At 25.8% G+C, this 23,232-nt stretch carries 21 protein-coding genes and 1 other RNA gene; 9 read left to right on the forward strand and 13 right to left on the reverse strand.

Annotation, left to right across the window (positions count from 1 at the left end; all coding sequences use genetic code 11):
• Position 1: 1 nt before the first annotated feature.
• From nrdB to gyrA, 3 genes are all read right to left on the reverse strand, one after another.
• Positions 2-1,132 carry a class Ia ribonucleoside-diphosphate reductase subunit beta gene (gene nrdB / locus D9V77_RS00890; RefSeq protein WP_158338171.1) on the reverse strand — a complete coding sequence of 377 codons (1,131 nt, stop codon included), beginning with the start codon at positions 1,130-1,132 and terminating at the stop codon, positions 2-4.
• Positions 1,133-1,179: 47 nt separating this feature from the next.
• Positions 1,180-3,465 (reverse strand): class 1a ribonucleoside-diphosphate reductase subunit alpha, encoded by a 2,286-nt coding sequence (gene nrdA / locus D9V77_RS00895; RefSeq protein WP_158338173.1) that lies wholly within the window; start codon positions 3,463-3,465, stop codon positions 1,180-1,182.
• Positions 3,466-3,560: 95 nt separating this feature from the next.
• Complete coding sequence (gene gyrA, locus D9V77_RS00900; RefSeq protein WP_158338175.1) at positions 3,561-6,062, reverse strand: DNA topoisomerase (ATP-hydrolyzing) subunit A; 2,502 nt, start codon at positions 6,060-6,062, stop codon at positions 3,561-3,563.
• Between the two features lie 269 nt (positions 6,063-6,331).
• On the opposite strand from gyrA, the gene D9V77_RS00905 reads away from it, so the two are divergent.
• Positions 6,332-7,072: a DUF2076 domain-containing protein gene (locus tag D9V77_RS00905; protein ID WP_158338177.1), complete on the forward strand. Its 741-nt coding sequence runs from the start codon at positions 6,332-6,334 to the stop codon at positions 7,070-7,072.
• Between the two features lie 123 nt (positions 7,073-7,195).
• Here D9V77_RS00905 and D9V77_RS00910 read toward each other — a convergent pair whose 3' ends face one another.
• Positions 7,196-7,789, reverse strand: coding sequence for a peroxiredoxin (locus D9V77_RS00910; RefSeq protein WP_158338179.1), 594 nt, complete (start codon positions 7,787-7,789; stop codon positions 7,196-7,198).
• 72 nt (positions 7,790-7,861) lie between these two features.
• Here D9V77_RS00910 and ung point away from each other — a divergent pair, with 72 nt between their 5' ends.
• Positions 7,862-8,527 (forward strand): uracil-DNA glycosylase, encoded by a 666-nt coding sequence (ung, locus tag D9V77_RS00915; protein ID WP_158338181.1) that lies wholly within the window; start codon positions 7,862-7,864, stop codon positions 8,525-8,527.
• Between the two features lie 74 nt (positions 8,528-8,601).
• On the opposite strand, the gene grpE is transcribed toward ung, so the two are convergent.
• Positions 8,602-9,123, reverse strand: a complete 522-nt coding sequence (gene grpE / locus D9V77_RS00920; protein ID WP_158338183.1) for a nucleotide exchange factor GrpE — start codon at positions 9,121-9,123, stop codon at positions 8,602-8,604.
• Positions 9,124-9,263: 140 nt separating this feature from the next.
• Between grpE and nadK the strand changes: the two genes are divergently transcribed.
• Together nadK and D9V77_RS00930 are read left to right on the forward strand one after the other, a co-directional pair.
• Complete coding sequence (gene nadK, locus D9V77_RS00925; protein ID WP_158338185.1) at positions 9,264-10,142, forward strand: NAD(+) kinase; 879 nt, start codon at positions 9,264-9,266, stop codon at positions 10,140-10,142.
• A gap of 135 nt (positions 10,143-10,277) precedes the next feature.
• Entirely contained in the window at positions 10,278-10,589 is a 312-nt protein-coding gene (locus tag D9V77_RS00930; protein ID WP_158338187.1) for an outer membrane protein assembly factor BamE, read from the forward strand.
• A gap of 36 nt (positions 10,590-10,625) precedes the next feature.
• Here D9V77_RS00930 and ssrA read toward each other — a convergent pair.
• Positions 10,626-10,994: a transfer-messenger RNA gene (gene ssrA / locus D9V77_RS00935) on the reverse strand.
• A gap of 132 nt (positions 10,995-11,126) precedes the next feature.
• Between ssrA and grxD the strand changes: the two genes are divergently transcribed.
• A complete protein-coding gene (grxD, locus tag D9V77_RS00940; RefSeq protein ID WP_158338189.1) occupies positions 11,127-11,453 on the forward strand; it encodes a Grx4 family monothiol glutaredoxin in 327 nt (108 codons plus the stop codon).
• Positions 11,454-11,568: 115 nt separating this feature from the next.
• Here the strand turns inward: grxD and rnt are convergent, their stop codons facing one another.
• Complete coding sequence (gene rnt, locus D9V77_RS00945) at positions 11,569-12,243, reverse strand: ribonuclease T (RefSeq protein WP_158338191.1); 675 nt, start codon at positions 12,241-12,243, stop codon at positions 11,569-11,571.
• 220 nt (positions 12,244-12,463) lie between these two features.
• Here rnt and D9V77_RS00950 point away from each other — a divergent pair, with 220 nt between their 5' ends.
• The 3 genes from D9V77_RS00950 to ychF all read left to right on the forward strand — a co-directional run bounded on the left by D9V77_RS00950 (position 12,464) and on the right by ychF (position 14,914).
• The gene (locus D9V77_RS00950) at positions 12,464-13,075 is read left to right on the forward strand and encodes a Fe-Mn family superoxide dismutase (protein WP_158338193.1); all 612 of its coding nucleotides are present in this window, start codon (positions 12,464-12,466) and stop codon (positions 13,073-13,075) included.
• Positions 13,076-13,258: 183 nt separating this feature from the next.
• Entirely contained in the window at positions 13,259-13,792 is a 534-nt protein-coding gene (gene pth, locus D9V77_RS00955; RefSeq protein WP_158338961.1) for an aminoacyl-tRNA hydrolase, read from the forward strand.
• A 33-nt stretch (positions 13,793-13,825) separates the two neighbouring features.
• Positions 13,826-14,914 (forward strand): redox-regulated ATPase YchF, encoded by a 1,089-nt coding sequence (gene ychF, locus D9V77_RS00960; RefSeq protein WP_158338195.1) that lies wholly within the window; start codon positions 13,826-13,828, stop codon positions 14,912-14,914.
• Positions 14,915-14,992: 78 nt separating this feature from the next.
• Here the strand turns inward: ychF and thrC are convergent, their stop codons facing one another.
• From thrC to thrA, 3 genes are read right to left on the reverse strand one after another with little or no spacing between them, the layout of a single operon-like run.
• Positions 14,993-16,282, reverse strand: coding sequence for a threonine synthase (gene thrC, locus D9V77_RS00965; protein WP_158338197.1), 1,290 nt, complete (start codon positions 16,280-16,282; stop codon positions 14,993-14,995).
• 3 nt (positions 16,283-16,285) lie between these two features.
• Positions 16,286-17,215 carry a homoserine kinase gene (thrB, locus tag D9V77_RS00970; RefSeq protein WP_158338199.1) on the reverse strand — a complete coding sequence of 310 codons (930 nt, stop codon included), beginning with the start codon at positions 17,213-17,215 and terminating at the stop codon, positions 16,286-16,288.
• Between the two features lie 19 nt (positions 17,216-17,234).
• Positions 17,235-19,685, reverse strand: a complete 2,451-nt coding sequence (thrA, locus tag D9V77_RS00975; protein ID WP_158338201.1) for a bifunctional aspartate kinase/homoserine dehydrogenase I — start codon at positions 19,683-19,685, stop codon at positions 17,235-17,237.
• A gap of 611 nt (positions 19,686-20,296) precedes the next feature.
• Here thrA and hpt point away from each other — a divergent pair.
• Complete coding sequence (hpt, locus tag D9V77_RS00980; RefSeq protein ID WP_158338203.1) at positions 20,297-20,839, forward strand: hypoxanthine phosphoribosyltransferase; 543 nt, start codon at positions 20,297-20,299, stop codon at positions 20,837-20,839.
• 12 nt (positions 20,840-20,851) lie between these two features.
• Here hpt and panC read toward each other — a convergent pair whose 3' ends face one another.
• From panC to dksA, 3 genes are all read right to left on the reverse strand, one after another.
• Positions 20,852-21,706, reverse strand: coding sequence for a pantoate--beta-alanine ligase (gene panC, locus D9V77_RS00985; RefSeq protein ID WP_158338205.1), 855 nt, complete (start codon positions 21,704-21,706; stop codon positions 20,852-20,854).
• Between the two features lie 16 nt (positions 21,707-21,722).
• Complete coding sequence (panB, locus tag D9V77_RS00990) at positions 21,723-22,514, reverse strand: 3-methyl-2-oxobutanoate hydroxymethyltransferase (protein WP_158338207.1); 792 nt, start codon at positions 22,512-22,514, stop codon at positions 21,723-21,725.
• Between the two features lie 117 nt (positions 22,515-22,631).
• Positions 22,632-23,087 (reverse strand): RNA polymerase-binding protein DksA, encoded by a 456-nt coding sequence (dksA, locus tag D9V77_RS00995; RefSeq protein ID WP_158338209.1) that lies wholly within the window; start codon positions 23,085-23,087, stop codon positions 22,632-22,634.
• Between the last annotated feature and the right edge of the window lie 145 nt (positions 23,088-23,232).

Genomic DNA, 23,232 nt, shown 5'->3' on the forward strand with positions numbered 1-23,232 from the left:
TTTACAATTCAAATTTTTTAAATGCATTATCAGAAACTTCTGAATCAATTTGACCAACTAAATAAGAACTAATTTCTGTTTCTTGGGGAGCAGTTTGTATGTTTTCAGAAGTTAACCAATCATTAATCCAAGGTATGGGATTAGATCGTTTTTCAAAAGGCATTTTAAAACCTATTGCATGCATACGAATATTTGTAATATATTCTATATACTGACACAGTATATCTTTATTTAATCCCAGCATTGAACCGTCTTGAAATAAGTATTCAGCCCATTTTTTTTCTTGTTGTGAAGCTGAAAGAAATATATTAATAGCTTCTTCTTTACATTCTAAAACTGCCTCTTCCATTTTTTCGTTATTTATTATATTACTTACAAGATTTAAAATATGTTGAGTTCCTGTCAAGTGTAGTGCTTCATCACGTGCTATTAATCTTATAATTTTTGCATTTCCTTCCATTAACTCTCTTTCTGCAAATGCAAATGAACATGCAAAACTAACATAAAATCTAATTGCTTCCAAAACGTTTACACTTATTAAGCATAGGTATAATCTTTTTTTTAGTAATTTTAAATTAATGTTAATTTTTTTTCCATTAATTAAATGATTACCCTCTCCTAATAGATGCCAGTAACTAGTTATTTTTATCAGTTCATCATAATAAATTGTAATATTTTGAGCTCGATCATTAATATGTTTATTTGAAATAATATCATCAAATACTAAAGATGGAGAGTTAACAATATTTCTAATTATATGAGTATAAGAGCGCGAATGAATAGTTTCTGAAAAAGACCATGTTTCAATCCATGTTTCTAATTCGGGAATAGAGACAATTGGTAAAAAAGCTATATTAGGACTTCTTCCTTGAATAGAATCTAGTAATGTTTGATATTTTAAATTGCTAATAAAAATATGTTTTTCATTATCTGGTAAATTTTGAAAGTCTATTCTATCTCTAGAAAGATCTATTTCTTCAGGTCTCCAAAAAAAAGATAATTGTTTTTCGATTAATTGTTCAAATATAATATATTTTTGTTGATCGTATCTGGCAATATTTACAGATTGTCCAAAAAACATAGGTTCTTTAAGTTGATTATTTTTTTTTTTTGAAAAAATGGTGTAAGACATAATAATTATACCTAATAAAGTTATATTGTAGTATATATTTGTGATTATTATATAATACACGAGCCACTTTCACAAACATCTTCAGTTGTAGATTCAGATGTAATGTTTTGATTGTCTTCAGAACCATCTAAAGTGTTTTGATAATATAGTGTTTTTAAGCCAAGTTTATAAGATAGTAAAAGGTCATAAAGAAGTTGCTTCATGGGAATTTTATTATTTAAAAATTTTTTTGGATCATAGTGAGTATTAACTGAAATAGACTGATCAATAAATTTCTGCATAATACCAGCTAGTTCCAGATATCCTGTATTATTTGGTATATCCCAGAGTAATTCATACTGTGATTTTAATTTTTTATATTCAGGAACAACTTGACGTAATATTCCATCTTTTGATACTTTAATGCTGACAAAACCTCTTGGTGGCTCGATTCCATTAGTTGCATTAGATATTTGAGAAGATGTTTCTGAAGGCATCAAAGCAGATAAAGTTGAATTTCTTAAACCATATTTTTTAATTTTAAAACGCAATAAATCCCAGTTTAAATGAAGTGGTTCATTGCATATATTATCAATATATTTTTTATATGTATCTATAGGTAATTTTCCTAAATAATAATTAGTGTGATGAAATAAAGAGCATGCTCCTTTTTCTTTTGCTAATTCACAAGATGCTTCTAATAAATAATACTGCATAGCTTCAAAAGTTCTATGCGTTAGATTTTTTGCACTTCCATCTGAGTAGCGTACTTTATTTTTAGCTAAATAATATGCGAAATTAATTACACCAATTCCTAGAGAACGTCTAGAAATAGCTGATTTCTTAGCAGCTAATATTGGATAATTTTGATATTCTAATATTTCATCTAATGCACGTACGGATAATATAGCTAGTTCTTTAAATTCATCAACATTTTGAATAGTTCCTAAATTAAAAGCTGACAACGTACAAAGTGCTATTTCTCCATCTTCATCATAAATATCATTTAATGCTTTAGTTGGTAGTGTAATTTCTAAACATAAATTAGATTGTCTTATTGGAGATATTCGAGGGTTAAATGAACTATGTGAATTACAATGATCTACGTTTTGTATATAAATGCGTCCAGTAGAAGTTCTTTCTTGCATTATTAATGAAAAAAGATCAAGTGCTTTAATTTTTTTTTGTCTTATTTTTTTATTGTTCTCATATTGAAGATATAATTCTTTAAATGTTTTTTGATCAGAAAAAAATACTTCATATAAATTAGGTACATCAGAAGGACTGAATAATGTTATTTGATCTCCTAATAACATTCTTTCATACATTAATTTATTAATTTGAATTGCATAATCGATATGACGTACTCTGTTTTCTTCAACGCCTCTATTATTTTTTAAAACCAATAAACTTTCTACTTCTAAATGCCATATTGGATAAAAAATAGTTGCAGCTCCACCTCTGACACCTCCTTGAGAACAGGATTTTACAGCACTTTGAAAATGTTTATAAAAAGGTATACAACCGGTATGAAATGCTTCTCCATTTCTAATTGGACTTCCTAATGCACGGATTTGTCCAGCATTGATACCAATTCCCGCGCGTTGTGAAACGTATTTAACAATAGAACTGCTTGTAGCATTGATAGAGTTTAAGTTGTCAGCACATTCAATTAACACACAGGAACTAAATTGACGTGTAGGAGTTCTTACTCCAGACATAATTGGTGTTGGTAATGATATTTTAAAAGTAGAAATAGCGTTATAAAAACGATGAATGTAGTCCATTCGAATATTTTTTGGATATTTAGAAAATAAACATGCAGATATTAAAATATATAAAAATTGTGCACTTTCATATATTTTTCCACTAATACGATTTTGTATTAAATATTTTCCTTCTAATTGCTTTACAGCTGCATATGAAAAATTCATATCTCGCCAATGATTTATGAAAGAGTTCATCTGAAGAAATTCTTTATATGAATAATTTTTTAATAAATTTTTGTCATACTTTCCTAAAGCAACCATTTTTTTTACATGATCATATAATTGAGGTGGTTCAAATTGACCATAAGCTTTTTTTCGAAGATGAAAAATAGCCAATCTTGCAGCCATATATTGATAGTCTGGTGTGTCCTGTGAAATAAGGTCTGCAGCAGCTTTAATGATAGTTTCATGGATATTAATAGTGGTAATATTATTATAAAACTGGATTCGAGAACATAATTCAACTTGTGATACGGATATGTTGTTTAATCCTTCTGCTGCCCAATTTAATACTTTATGAATTTTATCTAAATTTATTTTTTCTTTTCTTCCGTCACGTTTAGTGACAAACAGACTGTTTTTCATAATTAATTTGACTTATTTTAAAAAAAGTACAAGAAAATATTTATTTTATTTTATCAGAAATATATATTATCTATTTTATAGATAAATGTGTATTTTTAAAGAGGTTCTATAATTCTTTGTAAAGCAACGACTTTTTCGTTTTTTGATGTTCTAATTAATATTACACCTTGTGTGTTTCTTCCCAACACTCCTACTTCAGAAACTCTGATTCTAACTAACGTTCCAGCATTAGTAATCATCATAATTTGATCTTTTTCTATCACTTGTATTGCTCCAATAATTTTCCCATTTTTTTTCGTGATTTTAATAGAGATCACTCCTTGGGTAGCACGTGATTTTATAGGAAAATCAGTAATTTTTGTACGTTTTCCATATCCATTTTTTGTTGCTATTAAAATGCTACCTTTGTTTTTAGGTACAATTAAAGAAACAACTTTATCATTTTTTTTAATTTTAATGCCTTTCACTCCAGATGCAGTTCTACCCATAGTTCGGACGCTTTTTTCTAAAAACTGAACTACTTTGCCATTTTGCGTAAATAACATAATATTATTATTTCCATCAGTCAACGAAACTCCAATAAGTTCATCGTTTGCATGCAAATTGATAGCGATAATTCCTGCAAATCTGGGTTTTTTGAATTGTGTTAAAGAACTTTTTTTTACTATTCCATGTGCAGTAGTCATAAAAATATTGAGGTTGTCTTTATATTCATGCACTGGTAATATAGCTGTAATTCTTTCCTTTGGACTTAAAGGTAATAAATTGACTATAGGTCTTCCTCTCGCATGTCTACTAGATTCTGGTAATTGATAAACTTTCATCCAATATAGAAGTCCTCGACTAGAAAAGCATAATATAGTATCATGCGTGTTTGCTATAACTAAACTTTCTATAAAATCTTCTTCTTTTATTTTTGCGGCTGATTTTCCTTTTCCACCTCGTCTTTGAGCATTATAATCAGAAAGAGGTTGATATTTTACATATCCTGAATGAGATAGTGTGACTACTACATCTTCTTGATTAATTAAATCTTCGATATTAATATCAGTATGATTTTCAATAATTTCTGTTCTTCTTTTGTCACTAAAATTATCTTGTATAGATAATAATTCTGATTTGATCACATTAAGCATACAGTTTGGATTTTCAAGTATTTCTTTTAGTTCTTTAGTTTTTTTTATTAATTCATTATATTCTATAATAATTTTTTTTTGTTCTAAATTTGTTAATTTATGCAGTCGTAAATCTAATATAGCTTGTGCTTGTTGTTCAGTAAAACTGTATTTATTTTTTTTGCATAAATGATTTTTTTCTTGTAAATTATAAATTTCTTCTATATTTTCAGAGATCCATTTTTTTTTAATTATTAATTTTTTTGCTTCCAGTGCATTTCCTGAATTTTTTATTATTTCAATAATTATGTTTATATTTATTAAAGCAGTATTCAGTCCTTCAAGAATATGAATACGATTCTTGGTTTTTTTTAATTCAAACAGACTCCGTCTTGTAATTATTTCTTGTCTATGAGATAAAAAATTTTTTAATATTTCTTTTAAAGATAAGGTTTTTGGTTGTCCTTGACATAAAGCAACCATGTTAATACCAAAAGATATTTCTAACTGAGTGAGAGAATACAGTTGATTTAAAATTATTTCAGATATGGCTTCTCTTTTAATTTCTATAACAATTCTCATTCCATCTTTATCGGATTCATCGCGCAAAGCAGTAATTCCATCAATTCTTTTATCTTTTACTAGTTCTGCTATTTTTTCAATTAAACGTGATTTATTCACTTGATAAGGTATTTCATCAAACACAATAGATTCTTTTTTATTTTTTTTATTTTTTTCGATTTTATTACGTGCTCGAATATAAATTTTACCTTTTCCTGTACGATAAGCTTCTTCGATGCCTAGTTTTCCATTAATTATTCCGGCAGTCGGAAAATCTGGTCCTGGGATATATTTGATTAGTTCCCCTAAGGTAATGTCATTATTATCAATATAAGCTAGGCATCCATTAATTACTTCATGTAAATTATGAGGTGGAATATTAGTAGCCATACCTACAGCTATACCTGATGAACCATTGATTAAAAGATTAGGTATTTTTGCTGGAAGTATTTCTGGAATATATTCGGTTCCATCATAGTTTGGTAAAAATTCCACAGTTTTTTTTTCTAAGTCATTTAACAGTTCATGAGCTATTTTAGACATTCGAATTTCTGTGTATCGCATTGCTGCAGCAGAATCTCCATCTACGGAACCAAAATTTCCTTGACCATCTATCAACATATAACGTAATGAAAAATTTTGAGCCATGCGTACTATGGCATCATATACAGCAGAATCTCCATGAGGATGATATTTTCCTATAACGTCACCTACTACACGAGCGGATTTTTTATATGATTTATTCCAATCATTATTTAGTACATACATTGCAAAAAGTATTCTTCGATGAACAGGTTTTAAACCATCTCGAACATCTGGTAAAGCTCGGCCAACTATTACAGACATAGAATAGTCTAAGTAAGAGCTCTTCAACTCTTCTTCAATATTGACCTGTATAATTTCTCGTGCAGGGTCTTTCATAGAACTTTTATCTCTTTAATTAAAGCAATCAAATTAAGTATAAAAGTATAACATAATTAAACTATTAGATGCATATAAAGAAAACTATTCTTGATTATAAATAGTTTTATAAAATAATTACATTGCAATAAAAAATATTTTTTATATTGTTTATTTGAAATGAAAGTATTATTATAAATTATAATTATATAAAATATAATTATAAATTAAAGAAGTCATCATTAAAATATAATGGTTTGTTAACTTGATTTTAAAATGAGATCTTACTTATGAAAGATGAAGAAAAAAATTTAATAGAAAATTTATTTCATCGTTTAAAAAAAGCTGAATTGAACACTTCTGAAAGAGATAGTTCGGCAGATGAGTTAATTCAAAATTTAGTAAAAAAACAACCTGCTTCTTCTTATTATATGACTCAAACAATATTGATCCAAGAAACAGCGATAAAAAAAATGAGCATGAAAATTGAAGAATTGAAAATGCGAATAAAATCATTAAATAATAATAAAGAAGAATCAAACAAAAAAACAAGTTTTTTATCCAGTTTTTTTAAAAAAAACCCGACTCCTCAAAAAGCATCTAATGATGATATCTGGAAAAAAAAAGAAGATATTCTACCGCCTAATTATTCTAATACAACTGTTTTGCCCACAACTCAATCATTACCCACAGTAAACAGTAGAAGCAGTAGTTTTCTTGGCAGTGCATTGCAAACTGCAACAGGTGTTGCAGGTGGTATGATTTTAGGCAATATGTTGATGAATGTTTTTAGTCATTCCAAACCAGAAGAAGATATATTTGATACTGTTAATAAATCATCTTTAGATCAGTATCAAGAAGAAAATTTTTTAAATAATGATCATCATGATCATCATGATCATCATGATTTGATAAACTATGAATATGATAACGAATCAGATATTTATGAAAATGAATTAAGTTCTTCAAATACTTTCGTAAATAATGATGTTTATAATACAGATGATATTGATGATGATAATTTTATTTAACTAATATATGTCTAAATCATAATATATAATGTGTGATAATATATTTAGTTTATAAGAACAGACTAAAAAATTTAAAAAAATAAAGCCAGCATAAAAAATTTTTTTTGCTGACTTTAAATTTTTTTAAGAATATTTACTTAAATATTCAGAAACTCCTTCTTCAGATGCTTTCATGCCCCTTTCCCCTTTTTTCCAATTTGCAGGACACACTTCTCCAAATTTATCATGAAAATCTACAGCATCTACCATTCGTATTATTTCTTTTATATTTCGCCCAAATGGCAGATCGTTTACTACTTGATGACGTATAATCCAATTAGAATCAATTAGAAATGAAGCTCTTAGTGCTATACCAAGATTTGGATGTTCAATTCCATAAGATTTTTGAATAGTATGTTTTATATCAGATACCATAGGAAAATTGATTTTTCCAATTCCACCATTTTTAGGTAGCGTTTTTTGCCATGCCTGATGAACAAAAACACTATCAATGGATACCCCTACAATTTTTACATTTCTTTTTTCAAAATCCGTATAGAGTTTATTAAATTCGATAATTTCAGATGGACATACAAAAGTAAAATCCATAGGCCAGAAAAATAGTACAATAGGTTGACCATTAGAATATTTTTTTAGATCAAATTGTTCAACAATTTGATTATTTTTTAAAATTGCTGGAGCTATAAAGTTAGGTGCATTTTGTGTTACTAAAACCATTTTTTTCCCTTATAATTTTATACTGGTAAAAGAAAAATATTATTAAAATTTCACTAAAAATGGAAAATAAAAATGAATAAGATTTTATCTTGGAAAGATGTGTTATCTCAAGAAAAAAAAAAATATTTTATTAATATAATGAAATTTCTTAAACAAGAACGTTTGAAAAAAATAATTTATCCAGATCAAAAGGATGTGTTTAATGCTTTTTTTCTAACCAATTTTAATGATATAAAAGTTGTTATCCTTGGACAAGATCCATATTATTCAAAAAATCAAGCGCATGGTTTGTCATTTTCTGTACCTAAATATTTTACTATACCACCTTCTTTAAAGAATATATATAAAGAGTTAAATAGTGATTTTAAAAAAAAACATATTTTTAATCATGGATGTCTTAAAAATTGGGCCAATCAAGGTGTTTTTTTATTGAATACTATTTTAACAGTTGAATCAGGAAAACCAAAGTCGCATAGTGATATAGGATGGAATATTTTCACTGATAAAGTTATTTCTGTAATTAATTTATATAGAGATTCTGTTATTTTTTTACTATGGGGAAATAATGCGCAAACAAAATGTAGTTTAATTAATAATAATAATCATTATATATTAAAAACATCACATCCTTCTCCATTATCAGCATATAGAGGGTTTTTTGGATGCAAACATTTTTCTTTAACAAATAATATACTTCTTGAAAATAAAAAAAAACCAATTAATTGGTTTTTGATTTAAAAATAGAAAAATTTTTTCTATTTTTAAATGCTATAATATTATTGTTTAAGTAAATGTTTTACAAATAGAAAATATTAACTTTTAGAAATTGTAACAATTGCTTTTCTTAAAAGTGTTTTATTAAAAGTGAATCCTTTTTTATTAGTAAAAATAATATGATTAGGTGGTATTTTTTCGGATGATTCTGTTGATAGCAATGTATGAATTTCAGGGTTAAAAAGTTCATTTTTTTGACCCTCAATAGTAACTCCTAATTTACATAATATATTTAATAAAGATTGTAATGTTAGTTCTATGCCTTTTATTAGAGGTTTATCTTTAATATTTAATGTGTTAGATAGTATTAATATATCTTCTAAAGAATCTATAATTGGAATTATTTTTTTTAAAAATCTTTCAATTTCTGTTTTTTTGATATTTTTTATTTTTTTTTCAGTATTTTTTTTTATATTTTCTATATTTGCTAGTTTGCGGAGTTCAATATCATTTATTTTTTTTTGGTTTTGAAGTAATTCTAATTTTAAATCATCTATTTTTTTATTTTCGAGAGCAGTTGCATTAGTATGATTTTTTTGTATTGTTTCTTGATTATCCATAAATTTTTATCACTTATAAATTTAATAATTAAGATATTAAAAAAAAAGATGGTATATATTATAAAGCCTATAATTAATCTTTCAAGACTGTTTAGTATTATAATATAATAAATATTATTTTTATTAGGAATGTTTATGTGATGAAGCAACACTTCACTTGTATAGGTATTATCGGACGTCCGCGTTATGCGAGTGCATTAATAACACATAAGAAGCTTTATAAGTGGTTAATAAAAAACGGTTATAAAGTTTTTATTGAATATACTGTTGCTCAAGAATTGAAATTAAATAATCCTAATACTGCTACATTAATTGAAATTGGACAATATTGTGATTTAGCAGTAGTGATTGGGGGAGATGGTAATTTATTATGTGCTGCGCGTGTTTTATCATTTTACAATATTAAAATTATTGGAATCAATCGAGGTAATCTAGGTTTCCTTGCTGATTTAAATCCTGATACTGGTTTAAAACAATTATCAGAAGTGTTATCTGGGAATTATCTGTTAGAAAATCGTTTTTTGCTTGATGCGCAAGTTTGTGAAAAAAAAATAATTTCAAGATCTAGTATAGCTATTAATGAGGTAGTGTTACATGCAAAACATTTAGCTCATATGATAGAGTTTGAAGTTTATATTGATAATAAATTTTCTTTTGCTCAACGTTCCGATGGATTAATCGTTTCAACACCTACAGGTTCCACGGGTTATTCATTATCAGCTGGCGGACCAATTATAGCAGCTTCTTTAGATGCAATTGTATTAGTACCAATGTTTCCACATACTTTGTCTGCTCGTCCTTTAGTCATTCATAGTGATAGTACAATTTGTTTAAAATTTTCTAATATTGAAACTAATTTAAATATAAGCTGTGACAGTCAAATTGTTTTAACAATTGAAAAAGGTGAATGTGTGTTTATTCGTCGAAGTTGTTATTATTTGAATCTTATTCATCCTAAAAGTTATAATTATTTTCAAACTCTAACTTCTAAGTTAAATTGGTCTAAAAAATTTTTTTAGATTATTAAAAATAAAGTGGTATATAAAAAAATAAGTTTTTTTTATATAATTAATGTTTTTTGCTGATATAAAATATTGTATTATGCGAATAAAAGTATTAATTATTTTTTATGTAAACTATAATAGGATATTACAATGAATAATTATATGAAAATACTATTCATAGTTATCTTATTTTCTAGTTGTTCAATTTTAGATAAAGAAAAATATAATATTAGTTCTTTAGAAAAAATGCACTATTTAAATCAAGATATTTTAAATAAAAGTTATATTGGGATGACAAGAGAGCAAATAATTTATATATTGGGTGTGCCGATTATTTCTGATTCTTTTGATAATGGTTATCACTATTATTTAAAGGATCAAGAAAATGAAGAACTTCTTCAAAAAGATATGTTAAATCTGTATTTTAAAGATAATAAAGTCTATAAATTTAATATTACATAGTTTTGAGAAATTTTTAAAATATTAGATGCATCTTTTTTGGAGCTGGCGGGATTTGAACCCGCGTCCAAAATTTCTACGAATAAAGTACTACATGCTTAGTTTTTTCTTTATGACATTCATTACCTAATTTGGAAAAAACACATTTTAGGTATATAGCTTGAAAAATTACTTCGTGTTATCGTCAAGCTTGATACTCACGTTTTTCTCTTATTTTTGACCTTTCTGTTTTCTCGTCTTTAAGAGAAAAAGGCTGAGAAGAAAGGGCTTTATACAGTTTTTTAAGCTGCTAAAGCGTAGTTTTGTTTGTTATTTGCAATTATTTTTTTACGGCTTTTATCGAGGCAAACCGTTCCTCGGCATGCACTTTATTTTGTTGATAATTTTGTCAAATCCAAGAACAGCCCCTTTTATTCTAACAACGTAGTATTGCAAAAAAAAATAATTTTGTCTATCAATTATTTTCTTGTATTTTAAAAAAACTTTTATATAGATTATTTAGATATGTATTTTATGTAAATTTTAACAATGGAAATGAATATGAGTATTTTAAAAAAAATAAAACAACAAATTAAAGATAACATTATTTTAATTTATATGAAAGGAACTCCAGAATCTCCTAGTTGTGGTTTTTCTTCGCAAGCTGTGAAAGCTTTATCGGTTTGCGGAGAAAAATTCGCCTATGTAGATGTTTTAGAAAATATGGATATTAGAAATGAATTGCCAAAATATGCTAATTGGCCAACATTCCCTCAATTATGGATAGATGGCGAATTAATTGGCGGTTGTAGTATTATACTTGAAATGTTGGAAAATGGTTCATTGAAAGAACTAATATTAAAAACAGTAAAAAAATATAATACATAATTTATGTATATAAGAAATTAGATATGACATTAAATAAAGAATCTAAATTTTTTATCTTTATTGTTAATGTCATATCTTTTTCTTTTTCAGAAAAATTTTAAAGATGTAATATAGGTTATTTTTTATTATTAGTTATACTATTTAAATTGTTTTTTATTATATTTAGAGGCCATCCACCTAAACGTTTCCAACGATTTACTAGTTCACAAAAAAGATTGGCAGTTTGTAAAGTATCATAAAGTGCAGAATGAGCTTGATGGTTGTCAAATGACAAGCCGATAGCTTTACATGCTTTAGACAAAACGGTTTGACCAACTACTAATCCACTTAACGCTGCAGTATCAAATGTAACAAATGGATGAAAAGGATTATTTTTTACTTTTACTCTTTGAATTGCTGCCATTAAAAAATTATGATCGAAATTAGCATTGTGTGCTACAACAATTCCTCGACTACACCCTTGTATTTTAATTCCCTTTTGTACCATTTTCAATATAGATTGAATTGCTATTTTTTCGCTAATAGCTCCACGAAATGGATTGAATGGATCAATTTTATTAAAAGCTATTGCATCAGAATTTATCATAGATCCTTTAAATGGTTCTATATGAAAATGCAATGTTTTTTCTTTATGCAACCATCCTAATTCATCCATTTTTAATGTTATCATGGCAATTTCTAATATTGCATCAGTATTTGGATTAAATCCTGCTGTTTCAATGTCTATAACAACAGGATAAAAAGTTCTAAATCGGTCACTTAATAAATTGAATTCTTGAGTTGTAGACATCAAAATCTCATTTTCAAATACACTCTGTGTTTAATGTGGTTAATTTTTTATGTTTTTACGATTTTAACTTTATATATTTTAAAAATATGTATTATGATTCTTGTGAATAATTTAACCAGTGTACTATAATTTACAAAAATATTTAAGATTAAATTATTAATTTAATTTTTTTAAAAAATTGCGATATAATTTTCTTTTCAATCATATCTAAGGAATTAAAATGAGTTACGTTCTTCCTCCTTTACCTTATGCATATAATGCATTAGAGCCATTTTTTGACGAACAAACTATGAGAATTCATCATACTAAGCATCATCAAAATTATATTAATAATGCTAATTCTATTTTAGAAAATACAACTTTTTCTTCATTATCTATTGATGAATTAATGTCTATTTTTAATGAGATTGTTTTAGAAAACAAGAATTCATTACGTAATAATGCGGGTGGTCATATAAATCATAGTTTTTTTTGGAAGAGTTTAAAAGTAGGAACAGTTTTAACAAATGATTTAAAAATAGAAATAGAAAAACAATTTGATACTTTTGATAATTTTAAAGAAAAGTTTGAATCTGTAGCATTAAATCATTTTGGATCTGGATGGGTTTGGTTAGTAAATCAAAATGGTATTTTATCTATTGTTTCTACTATTAATCAAGACAATCCTTTAATGGGTAAATTAATATCTAATACTTATGGTGATCCTATTATTGGTTTAGATATTTGGGAACATGCCTATTATTTAAAATATCAGAACAGACGATTAGATTATATTAAATCTTTTTGGAACGTTGTTAATTGGGAAGAAGCTTCGAATCGTTTGCAGAAATAATATATAAATGACATTAAAAGAATATTTTTTTATGTAAATAATATATTATCTATTTTAATTTAAATTTCTTCATACTTATTTTTAAAAAACATATAATGCATATTATATGTTTTTTTAATGTGTTTTATGAAAAATCAAAGTAATTATTTTAAAATTAAAGGATATTTTTTGAATACTATTAAAATGATAGTAGGACTATCTAATCCAAAAATAGATTATCATAATACACGTCATAACGTAGGTTCTTGGTTTGTTTATTCTTTGGCAAAAAGTTATTTGAAGAATTTAAAAAAAGAAAAGAAATTTCTCGGTTTCACTACTTCTTTTAGTATTGAATCAAATTATATTCGATTACTTGTACCTGATATATTTATGAATATAAATGGTCATTCTATATTAAAAATGGCATCATTTTATAATATTAATTTAAGTGAAATACTAATAGTTCATGATGATTTAGAACTTGATCCTGGAATTATAAAATTAAAATATAGTTATGGACATAATGGACATAATGGATTAAGAAATATTATTAGTGTATTTAACGAGAAAATTAGTTTTCATAGATTTAGAATTGGAATCGGTCGTCCAATAAATCGTAATCAAACAGCTTCTTTTGTATTATCAAAACCTACAGAAAATGAAAAACAGTTAATTCAAAAATCAATTCTACATGCAATAGAAGAAAATTTTATTTTAAAAATTTTAATAAGATGAAAATATCTTCTAGTTTTTAAGGCGTATTAAGATATGAGTTTTAAATGTGGTATTATAGGATTACCTAATGTTGGAAAGTCTACTTTATTTAATCTTCTAACTAAAGGTAATTCAGCAGTTGCTAATTTTCCATTTTGTACTATCAAACCAAATATAGGTATTGTTCCAGTTCTTGATGAACGTATTAACACTCTTGCTGAAATTGTTTCTCCTGAAAAAATAGTTAATGCATGTATAGAATTTATAGATATTGCAGGTTTAGTTAAAGGCGCATCTAAAGGTGAAGGATTAGGCAATCAATTCTTAGGTAATATACGTGATGCACATGCTATAGCACATGTTGTTCGTTGTTTTAAAAATGATAACATTACTCATGTTTATAATAAAGTACACCCTATTAAAGATATAGATATTATCAATACTGAGCTTATATTGTCTGATTTTGATCTATGTGAAAAAACTATATTACAATTGCAAAAAAAAACAATTTTCAAAAATAATGAAGCAGAAAAAAAAATAAAAGTTTTAAAAAAATGTTTTAATCATTTAGCACAATTTTTAATGTTAAAAACTCTGATTTTAAATGAAGATGAAAAACAACTAATTAGTTATTTGCGTTTTTTAACTTTGAAACCAACTATGTATATTGCTAATATTAATGAAGAAAAAGAATCTTTTTGTTTTTTAAATGAACTAAATGATATGGCTCAAAAGGAAGGATCAATAGTTATTCCAATTCACGCAAATCTAGAATTAGATTTGGTTAAGATGAATAATGAAGAACAAAAATATTTCATGAAAGAATTTAATATAAAAACTTTGGGTTTGAGTAGTATTATTTCTTGCGGTTATAAACTATTAAATTTAATAACTTTTTTTACTGTAGGTGTAAAAGAAATTCGAGCCTGGGGAATTCTTAATGGTAGTACTAGTATTCAAGCTGCTCATAAAATACATAGTGATTTTAGTAAAGGTTTTATTCGAGCACAAATTATTAAATATGTAGATTTCATAAAATATAAAAGTGAAGCAAAAATTAAAGAAATGGGAAAATTTAGAACAGAGGGAAAACAATATTATATTCAAGATGGTGATATCATTCATTTTTTATTTAATATTTAAAGATAATTAATTTTTGAAGTTTTATATACATTGTGTTTTAGAGAGGAAAAAATTGTTTTATCCTCTCTAATATAATATTTATTTTTCTAATAAAAATTTTTTTAATTTGCTAAAAACAGGATTAATATTATGAGATAATAATGGTAAATCAACTCTACTTTTTAGTTCATCAGGTAATAAAATTTCATTTTTTAATATTTTTTCTACTGTATTTTTGAATTTAGCTGGATGTGCAGTACCTAAAAATAAACCAAATTCATTTTTCTTTAATTGATCTCGCAATAATCTATATGCTATTGCAGCATGAGGTTCGGAAATATAACCTAATTCAAATAGTTCTTTTAATGTTTCTTTAGTAGAAGAATCTGATACACTTCCAAATCTAAGTTCTTTTAAATTCCATTTTTTTCGATGAAATAATTCTTCAATTCGAGTCCAATTATTAGGTTGACTAATATCCATAGCATTAGAAATTGTAGATACAGTTTTTTTTGCATCCCACACTCCATTTTTAAGAAATCTTGGAACTGTATCATTGGAATTTGTACATGCTATGAATGATTTAATTGGTAAACCAAGAGACTTAGATAATAGTCCAGCAGTTAGGTTGCCGAAGTTACCACATGGAACTGCTATAACTAAATTTTTTCTTTGTTCTTCTGAAATCAAAGAAAAAGCTTCAAAATAATAACAAATTTGTGCTAGCAATCTACTTATATTAATAGAATTAGCAGAATTCAATCCTATTAGTTCTTTAAGTTTTTTATCGTTAAACGCTTCTTTTACTAGTTTTTGACAATCATCAAAACTACCGTTAATTGATATAGTTTTGATATTTTTATCTAAAGTACAAAATAATTTTTCTTGTAATTCGCTAATCTTCCCTTTTGGGTACAATATAATTACTCGTACATTCTTCATTCCATAGAATGCATGAGCAACTGCTGCACCTGTATCACCTGATGTCGCAGTTAAAATAGTAACAGACTCATTTTTTTTATTTAGTAATAGTATCATTTGAGCCATAAAACGCGCACCAAAATCTTTGAATGCTAATGTAGGACCGTGAAATAGTTCAAAACAGTGTATGTTTTCTGTAATTTTTGTTTTAATTGGATGTTTGAAAGAAAATGCTTTTTTAACATGTTTGTGTAGTTCTGATTTAGATATTTCATGATAAATGAATTTGGAAAGTATTTCAGTACTACGAGTAATAAAGTCCATTTTTAATATTTCTGATAATTCATCAGAGTGAATAATAGGTAATTTTACTGGAAAAAATAATCCTTGTTGCTGTCCTAATCCTAGTTTTACGGCAGTTTCAAAGTCTACTTGTTCTCTATGATCTTTTAAATTGTAAAGTTTCATTTTTTATCCTATTTTACGTACACCTTTTAAATCTAAAAAACAAATATGAACAAATCCTGTTTTATTTTGCAAATAATTCTTTGTTAACCATGAAGAGATTTTTTTAGCCATTTGTATATTATCAGTAACGGAAAAAATAGTAGGACCTGAACCAGATATTCCACAACTTATAGCACCCATTTTTTTAATTTTTTCTTTTGTTTTTAAAAAATTCGGTAATAATTTAATACGATATGGTTCCGCTATAAAATCTTGCATTAATCGTGCAGCTAAATAAGGTTGTTTACTATATGAGGCATGAATAAAACCAGCTAAATGACGACTATTTTTAACACATACTTCTTTATTATATTTTTTTGGTAATATTTCTCTTGCTTCTGAAGTAGAAACTTTTACACCCGGCCAAGCTATTATCCAGAACCAATTTTTAAAACTTGGGATTGTTTGACTTATTATTTCAGAATCATTTAATATTAGTTGTAGTCCGCCAAGATAAGATGGAGCTACGTTATCATAGTGTATGCTTCCTGATATTTCACCTTCTACCTCTCCCATAAGAAGTAATAATTCTTTTGAACTTAAAGGTTTTTTGCAAAATTCATTCATAGCAACTAAAGTAGCTACTACTGAACAAGCACTAGAACCTAGTCCTGATCCAATAGGCATATTTTTTTCTAGTATAATTGAAACAGGAATATTTTTTTTTATGATTTTGCAAAATTTTAACCAGCATTTCCAAACAATATTTTCTTCGGTATCTTTAGGTAATTTTTCAGCAAAAATACCTTTATTAATTAAATTGAATTTTTCTGATAATTGCACTGTTACAAAATCACCTAATAACATACCATTAATGGGTACAATTGCTGCACCTAAAATATCAAACCCCACTCCAACATTACCAATAGAAGCTGGTGCATAAATTTTAATCATGACTATATGCTCCTGACGTTTATGATAGTGTGCGCAGTAAGTCGGAAAATACGCCAGACGCTGTAACATTATTACCAGCACCATAACCTCTTAGTACTAAAGGAATTGGTTGGTAATAATTAGTATAAAATGCTAATGCATTTTCACCATTTTTTATTTTGTATAATGGATCATTAACATCCACTTCTTCAAGTTTTATAAAAAATTTTTTTTCTGGCTCTATTGTAGCAACAAATCTTAGTACATTTCCTATATTGCGTGCTTTATTGACTTTTTTAAAAAAATACGAATCGAGTTCTTTTAATTTTGATAGGAATACATCGGCATTTTTATATTTCTTAAAAATATCTGGTAATATAGATTCGATTTTAATATCTTTTAATTCTATATCATATCCAGATTCACGTGCTAAAATTAGTAATTTTCTTGCAACATCTACACCTGATAAATCATCAGATGGATTCGGTTCAGTAAAACCTAGTTCTTTGGCTTCTCTAGTAGCTTCTGAAAGCAAAATTCCTTCTTCCAATCTTCCAAAAATAAAGGATAGCGATCCAGATAATATACCTTTAAAGCGAATTAGAGTATCACCTGTTTTAAATAAATTTTGAAGTGTTTCAATAACTGGTAATCCTGCTCCAACATTAGTTTCATATAAAAATTTTTTATTTGTTTTTCTAATAGCATTTCTTATTTTTTTATAGTAAGTCCATTCACCAGTATTTGCTTTTTTATTTGAAGTTACTATATGGAAGTCATTGTTAATAAAGTTTACATATTGTTCTGATAATAATTGATCTGATGTGCAATCAATAATAACTGAATTTGGAAAATTATTGTTTTTTATTAAATTATTCAAAAATTCTAAATTAAATTTTGTAGTTGATTTATTAAAATCGTTTTTCCAATTAGATAAATTATATGTGTCATTTAATAATAATATTTTTTTACTATTTGCAATAGTACAAATTTTAATTTCTATATTTTTCTTATCTAAAAAATTTTTTTGTTTTAATATTTGATCTAATAATGTACTACCAATTCCACCTATTCCCAGCAAAAAAACATGAATTATTTTTCTATTGCAAAATAATACATCATGAATATTTTGAACTGCTTTTAAAGCGTATTCTTTTTTAATCACTAGTGAAATAGAATGTTCTGAAGATCCTTGTGCAATTGCAAATATATTAATTTTTGAAGCACCTAAAGCAGAAAAAATTTTTGATGCGATATTATATTTTTTATAAATATTTGATCCAACTACTGAGATAATAGATAAATTTTTTTTTGTTTTAAAAGGATTTAATAATTTATCTTTTAATTCTAGTTGAAATTCTTTATTTAATAAGTATAGAATTTTACAAACGTCATGTTCAAAAATACAAAAATTAATTTTATTTTCTGAAGATGATTGAGTGATAAATAATATTTTAATATCATCTCGTGATATTATCGTAAATATACGTGATATCATATTCCTTATGTATTTTATATGAGATCCAGATATATTAAACATTACTATGTTATCAAGATGAGTAACACCTTTCATAAAATCTTTTTCAGAACGATTGTTTTCGCAAATTAGAGTTCCAATAGATTTAATATTAGCAGTATTTTTAATAAAACATGGAATTTTAAATTGCGAGATTGGTTCAATAGTACGAGGATGTAATACTTTAGCACCAAAATAAGATAATTCCATTGCTTCTTGATAGGATATAGATTTTAATAAATAAGTATTGAGAATTTTTCTTGGATCAGAAGTAAAAACTCCATCAACATCAGTCCAAATTTCACAACAATTTGCATCTAAACAAGCAGCTAAAACTGCAGCAGAATAATCAGAACCATTTCGTCCTAATACTACTAATTTTTTATCTTGATTACCGGCAATAAAACCAGCCATTAAAATAATATCATTTTTTTTAATATATATGTTATTAATACATTTTTTAGATTGGGATATATCAACAGTGCAATCTAAGTAGTTATTACCTATAGAAATAAAATTTTTAACAGGATTAATAATAGTTACGTTATAATTTTTAGATTGTAATATACTTTTCATTATAAAAACTGAAAGTATTTCTCCTCGAGAAATAATAGTTGCACGAATGTTATCTGGACACTGTTTTAATAATATTATTCCATGTATTATTTTTTTTAATTTATTAAATTCTTTTTTTATAATTTCCTCGATTTCTTGGTAAGGAAAATTAGATTGTATTTTCAAAAGATTTTTTATTAAATCAATAAATATATTTTCTGCAAGATGTATTGTTTCTAAAATTTGATCATTATTAATGATATTTTCTACAATATGAACAAGATAGTTAGTAATTTTAGCTGGTGCTGAAAGTACTACTGCAATTTGATCTGTTTTAATATTTTCTTCTATAATACCAGCTACAGATAAAAATTTTTCCGCATTAGCCAATGAAGTACCACCAAATTTTAATAATTTCATATTTTATGATTCCTTATATTTATGTCATAAAAAAACCCGCCTTTCAGCATGAGCGGGTGTTTTAGAAAATTATCTGAGCCCACATCATTATGACTAGTTATAATAATTAGAATAGCTATTCTAGTGAAGAGGCTATAAATAGACATTAATATTTTTTTACGAATGCGTAAAGTGTGTTAATTAATTTTATTAGGTAATATTTTTAATTAAAAAAATATTTTTATTTATTTAGTATGCTTTAAAAGCAGTATTTTTGATTTTATCATAAATTAGATGTATTTATGTTTATAAAAAAATTATGTATTATTTTTTTAAAATTTAATTTTTTATTTTATAAAATATCACATAAATTACATTTTGATATAAATAGAATATATGTTTTTTAATTATTTTACTTTTAAAAAAAAATATTTTATTAGAAATGTTTTTATTTAATTGATTTTTATAACATAATGATCATTATTAGTGCAACAGTTAAAAAAATAAATATTTCATTTTTTAAATATATATTAGAAATTTCTTTATTCAACATGTTGTTTTTTAAAAAAATATCATGTGATATTTTATATTTTTAATATAATTCAATTCACGCTAACTATTTAATGAATCTTATGAAACATACTCTTCAAGTTATCATTACTGAAAAAGAACTTGATATCCGCGTTCGAGAATTGGGTCAAGAAATTACTAAAAAGTACAGAAACAGTAAAAATAAAATGATATTAATAGCATTACTACGTGGTTCTTTTGTATTTATAGCAGATTTATGTCGCAGAATTCACATTAAACATGAAATAGATTTCATGACAACTTCTAGTTATGGAAGGGGGATGCTATCTAGTGGGGATGTTAAAATTATAAAAGATTTAGATGAAGATATATATAATAAAAATGTTTTAATTGTAGAAGATATTATTGATTCAGGAAAAACTTTAAGTAAAGTATTAGGTATTTTAAAACTTAGAAATCCAAAATCATTATCCGTTTGTACTCTTTTGGATAAGCCAGAGTGTCGTGAAGTTGACATTAGTGTTGATTTTGTAGGTTTTTCTATTTTAGAAAACTTTTTTATAGTAGGTTACGGTATTGATTATGCTCAATCTTATCGTTATTTACCATATATAGGAAAAGTAGTTTTTAAAGAATCAAATTAATAATAAAAATATTTAATTAATTAAAAGTATTTTTTTATTATCAATTAATCGCGTTTTTCCCAACCACACACATGCGAGAAGAATTAATTTTTTAATGTTTTCAGATGAATTTTCTAATGTTTTAGAATTGTATACATCAAATATATCAATAGAAAATCCTTTTTTTATTAATAAAATTTTAGATGCATGAATAATATTTTTTCTAGTATTGTCTCCTTTTATGATTTCTTCACATGTTTTTTTTATTATTTTGTATAAATATGGTGCTATTTTTTTTTCTTTAGAATTTAAATTATTATTTCTTGAACTTAGGGCGAGTCCGTTTTTTAATCGTATTGTAGGCAAGCTAATTATTTTTATCATGTAATTCAATTCTTTTATAAGAATTTTAATTATTAATAATTGTTGATAATCTTTTTCTCCAAAAAAAGCAAAATCCGGTTGTATAATATTAAATAATTTACAAACAATTGTTGTGACACCGTTAAAATGCCCAGGTCGTGCGCTACCTTCTAAAATTTTAGATAATTTAGGAACTTCTACAAACGTTTGTTTTGTTATACCATTCGGATAAATCTCATCTATATGAGGAAAAAAAACTATATCTACATTGTGTTTCTTTAATATTATGCAGTCTTCTGTAAAGCTTTGAGGATAATTTTTTAGATCTAACAAATTGTTAAACTGCATGGGATTAATAAAAATACTTACGATTATAATATCTGCATATTTTTTTGCTAATAATATTAGTTTTACATGACCATTATGTAAATTGCCCATTGTAGGGACTAGTCCTATTTTTTTATTTGTTTTTTTTAAAAGTATTATTGTTCTATGTAAAATTTTTATTTTTTTTATAATGAGCATTTTAACCTCGTATTTCTTAAAAACTATATTGTGGACTTGGATAAATACCTGTTTTTACTTCATGTATATATTTTTGAATTGCTTTTTGAATACTTCCACTTTCAGAAAGAAAGTTTTTTGAAAAGCTAGGTATTTTCCCTTCAGTAATTCCTAAAAGGTCATGCATTACAAGAATTTGGCCATCAGTATTTTTTCCTGATCCTATACCAATAACTGGAATAGATAAACATTTAGTGATTTTTTCTGCTAATTTTTCTGGAACACATTCTATTACAAGCATTTTAATTCCAGATTCTTCTAGTACTAAAGCTTCATCTATTAATTTATTTGCATCATTTTGTTTCTTTCCTTGAATTTTATATCCACCTAAATAATGAAAATATTGTGGTGTTAAACCTATATGACCACATACTAATATTGATCTATTAGATAGTTCTTTAATAATTTCAATCAACCATTTTCCGCCTTCTAATTTTATCATATTGGCTCCAGATCTTATTATTTTTGCTGTATTTTTAAGAGCTGTTTTTGTGTCATAATAAGACATGAAGGGTAAATCAGATATTAAAAAAGTATTTGGTGCTCCTTTTCTAACTGCTTTTGTATGATATTCAATATCTTTAATTTTTACTGATAATGTCGAAGCATGACCCTGTATAGTCATACCTAAAGAATCACCTATAAGTATAACTGGAATACCTTGATTAGAAAATAATTTAGCAAAGCTAAAGTCATAAGCTGTAATAGCAGGAAATTTAATTTGTTTGTTTTTCCAATCATTTATTTGTGATATTGCAATATATTCCATATTTACTCCAGTTGATTATATTATGATAATAATACAAATTGAATTAAGAAAGGATACTCGAATTGATTTTCGAATCAACCGAACATCCTTATCTAAGTATTTTAATCTATACGAGAACTAACCAGTCATTTGTTTTTCTCTAATTTCTGCTAATGTTTTACAATCAATACATAGATTAGCAGTGGGTCTGGCTTCTAAACGACGAATTCCAATTTCAATGCCGCAAGAACTACAGTAACCAAAATCTTTTTCTTTAATTTTTTTTAAAGTCATTTCAATTTTTTTAATTAGTTTTCGACTGCGATCACGATTTCGTAAATCTAAACTAAATTCTTCTTCTTGTGCAGCTCGATCAATAGGATCTGGAAAATTTGTAGCGTTATCTTGTATATAGAATAGAGTATGGTTAATTTCGTCTTCTAATTGATTTTTCCATGTTTTAAGAATTTTATGAAAATGTAGCATTTGATCTTCATTCATGTATTGTTCATCTATTTTTTTTTGATATGGCTTTAAGCCGGCAATAGAAAGAACATTTAAAGATGATGTATTTTTATTTTTTTCTTTTTCCATAGTTTCCTCCAAGATAATATTTTTAATAAATAATAAACATAAAAAAATGAATAATAATATTTATTATTAAATTAATAAAAGTTGTTTAAGTTATATGAAATATATCTTTTTGTAATATATTATTTGTATTTTTATTGAAAGAATT

Source organism: Buchnera aphidicola (Sitobion avenae) (genome assembly GCF_005082585.1).
GTDB lineage: Bacteria > Pseudomonadota > Gammaproteobacteria > Enterobacterales > Enterobacteriaceae > Buchnera > Buchnera aphidicola_Z.

Excerpts from the sequence above, each read along its gene's own strand:
- ychF (WP_158338195.1), top strand. The coding sequence starts at position 13,826 with ATGAGTTTTAAATGTGGTATTATAGGATTACCTAATGTTGGAAAGTCT.
- thrA (WP_158338201.1), bottom strand. The coding sequence starts at position 19,685 with ATGAAATTATTAAAATTTGGTGGTACTTCATTGGCTAATGCGGAAAAA.
- pth (WP_158338961.1), top strand. The coding sequence starts at position 13,259 with ATGATAGTAGGACTATCTAATCCAAAAATAGATTATCATAATACACGT.
- D9V77_RS00950 (WP_158338193.1), top strand. The coding sequence starts at position 12,464 with ATGAGTTACGTTCTTCCTCCTTTACCTTATGCATATAATGCATTAGAG.
- dksA (WP_158338209.1), bottom strand. The coding sequence starts at position 23,087 with ATGGAAAAAGAAAAAAATAAAAATACATCATCTTTAAATGTTCTTTCT.
- nadK (WP_158338185.1), top strand. The coding sequence starts at position 9,264 with ATGAAGCAACACTTCACTTGTATAGGTATTATCGGACGTCCGCGTTAT.
- nrdA (WP_158338173.1), bottom strand. The coding sequence starts at position 3,465 with ATGAAAAACAGTCTGTTTGTCACTAAACGTGACGGAAGAAAAGAAAAA.
- D9V77_RS00930 (WP_158338187.1), top strand. The coding sequence starts at position 10,278 with ATGAATAATTATATGAAAATACTATTCATAGTTATCTTATTTTCTAGT.
- grxD (WP_158338189.1), top strand. The coding sequence starts at position 11,127 with ATGAGTATTTTAAAAAAAATAAAACAACAAATTAAAGATAACATTATT.
- panC (WP_158338205.1), bottom strand. The coding sequence starts at position 21,706 with ATGCTCATTATAAAAAAAATAAAAATTTTACATAGAACAATAATACTT.
- grpE (WP_158338183.1), bottom strand. The coding sequence starts at position 9,123 with ATGGATAATCAAGAAACAATACAAAAAAATCATACTAATGCAACTGCT.
- gyrA (WP_158338175.1), bottom strand. The coding sequence starts at position 6,062 with ATGAAAGACCCTGCACGAGAAATTATACAGGTCAATATTGAAGAAGAG.
- D9V77_RS00910 (WP_158338179.1), bottom strand. The coding sequence starts at position 7,789 with ATGGTTTTAGTAACACAAAATGCACCTAACTTTATAGCTCCAGCAATT.
- panB (WP_158338207.1), bottom strand. The coding sequence starts at position 22,514 with ATGGAATATATTGCAATATCACAAATAAATGATTGGAAAAACAAACAA.
- hpt (WP_158338203.1), top strand. The coding sequence starts at position 20,297 with ATGAAACATACTCTTCAAGTTATCATTACTGAAAAAGAACTTGATATC.
- D9V77_RS00905 (WP_158338177.1), top strand. The coding sequence starts at position 6,332 with ATGAAAGATGAAGAAAAAAATTTAATAGAAAATTTATTTCATCGTTTA.
- ung (WP_158338181.1), top strand. The coding sequence starts at position 7,862 with ATGAATAAGATTTTATCTTGGAAAGATGTGTTATCTCAAGAAAAAAAA.
- rnt (WP_158338191.1), bottom strand. The coding sequence starts at position 12,243 with ATGTCTACAACTCAAGAATTCAATTTATTAAGTGACCGATTTAGAACT.
- nrdB (WP_158338171.1), bottom strand. The coding sequence starts at position 1,132 with ATGTCTTACACCATTTTTTCAAAAAAAAAAAATAATCAACTTAAAGAA.
- thrC (WP_158338197.1), bottom strand. The coding sequence starts at position 16,282 with ATGAAACTTTACAATTTAAAAGATCATAGAGAACAAGTAGACTTTGAA.
- thrB (WP_158338199.1), bottom strand. The coding sequence starts at position 17,215 with ATGATTAAAATTTATGCACCAGCTTCTATTGGTAATGTTGGAGTGGGG.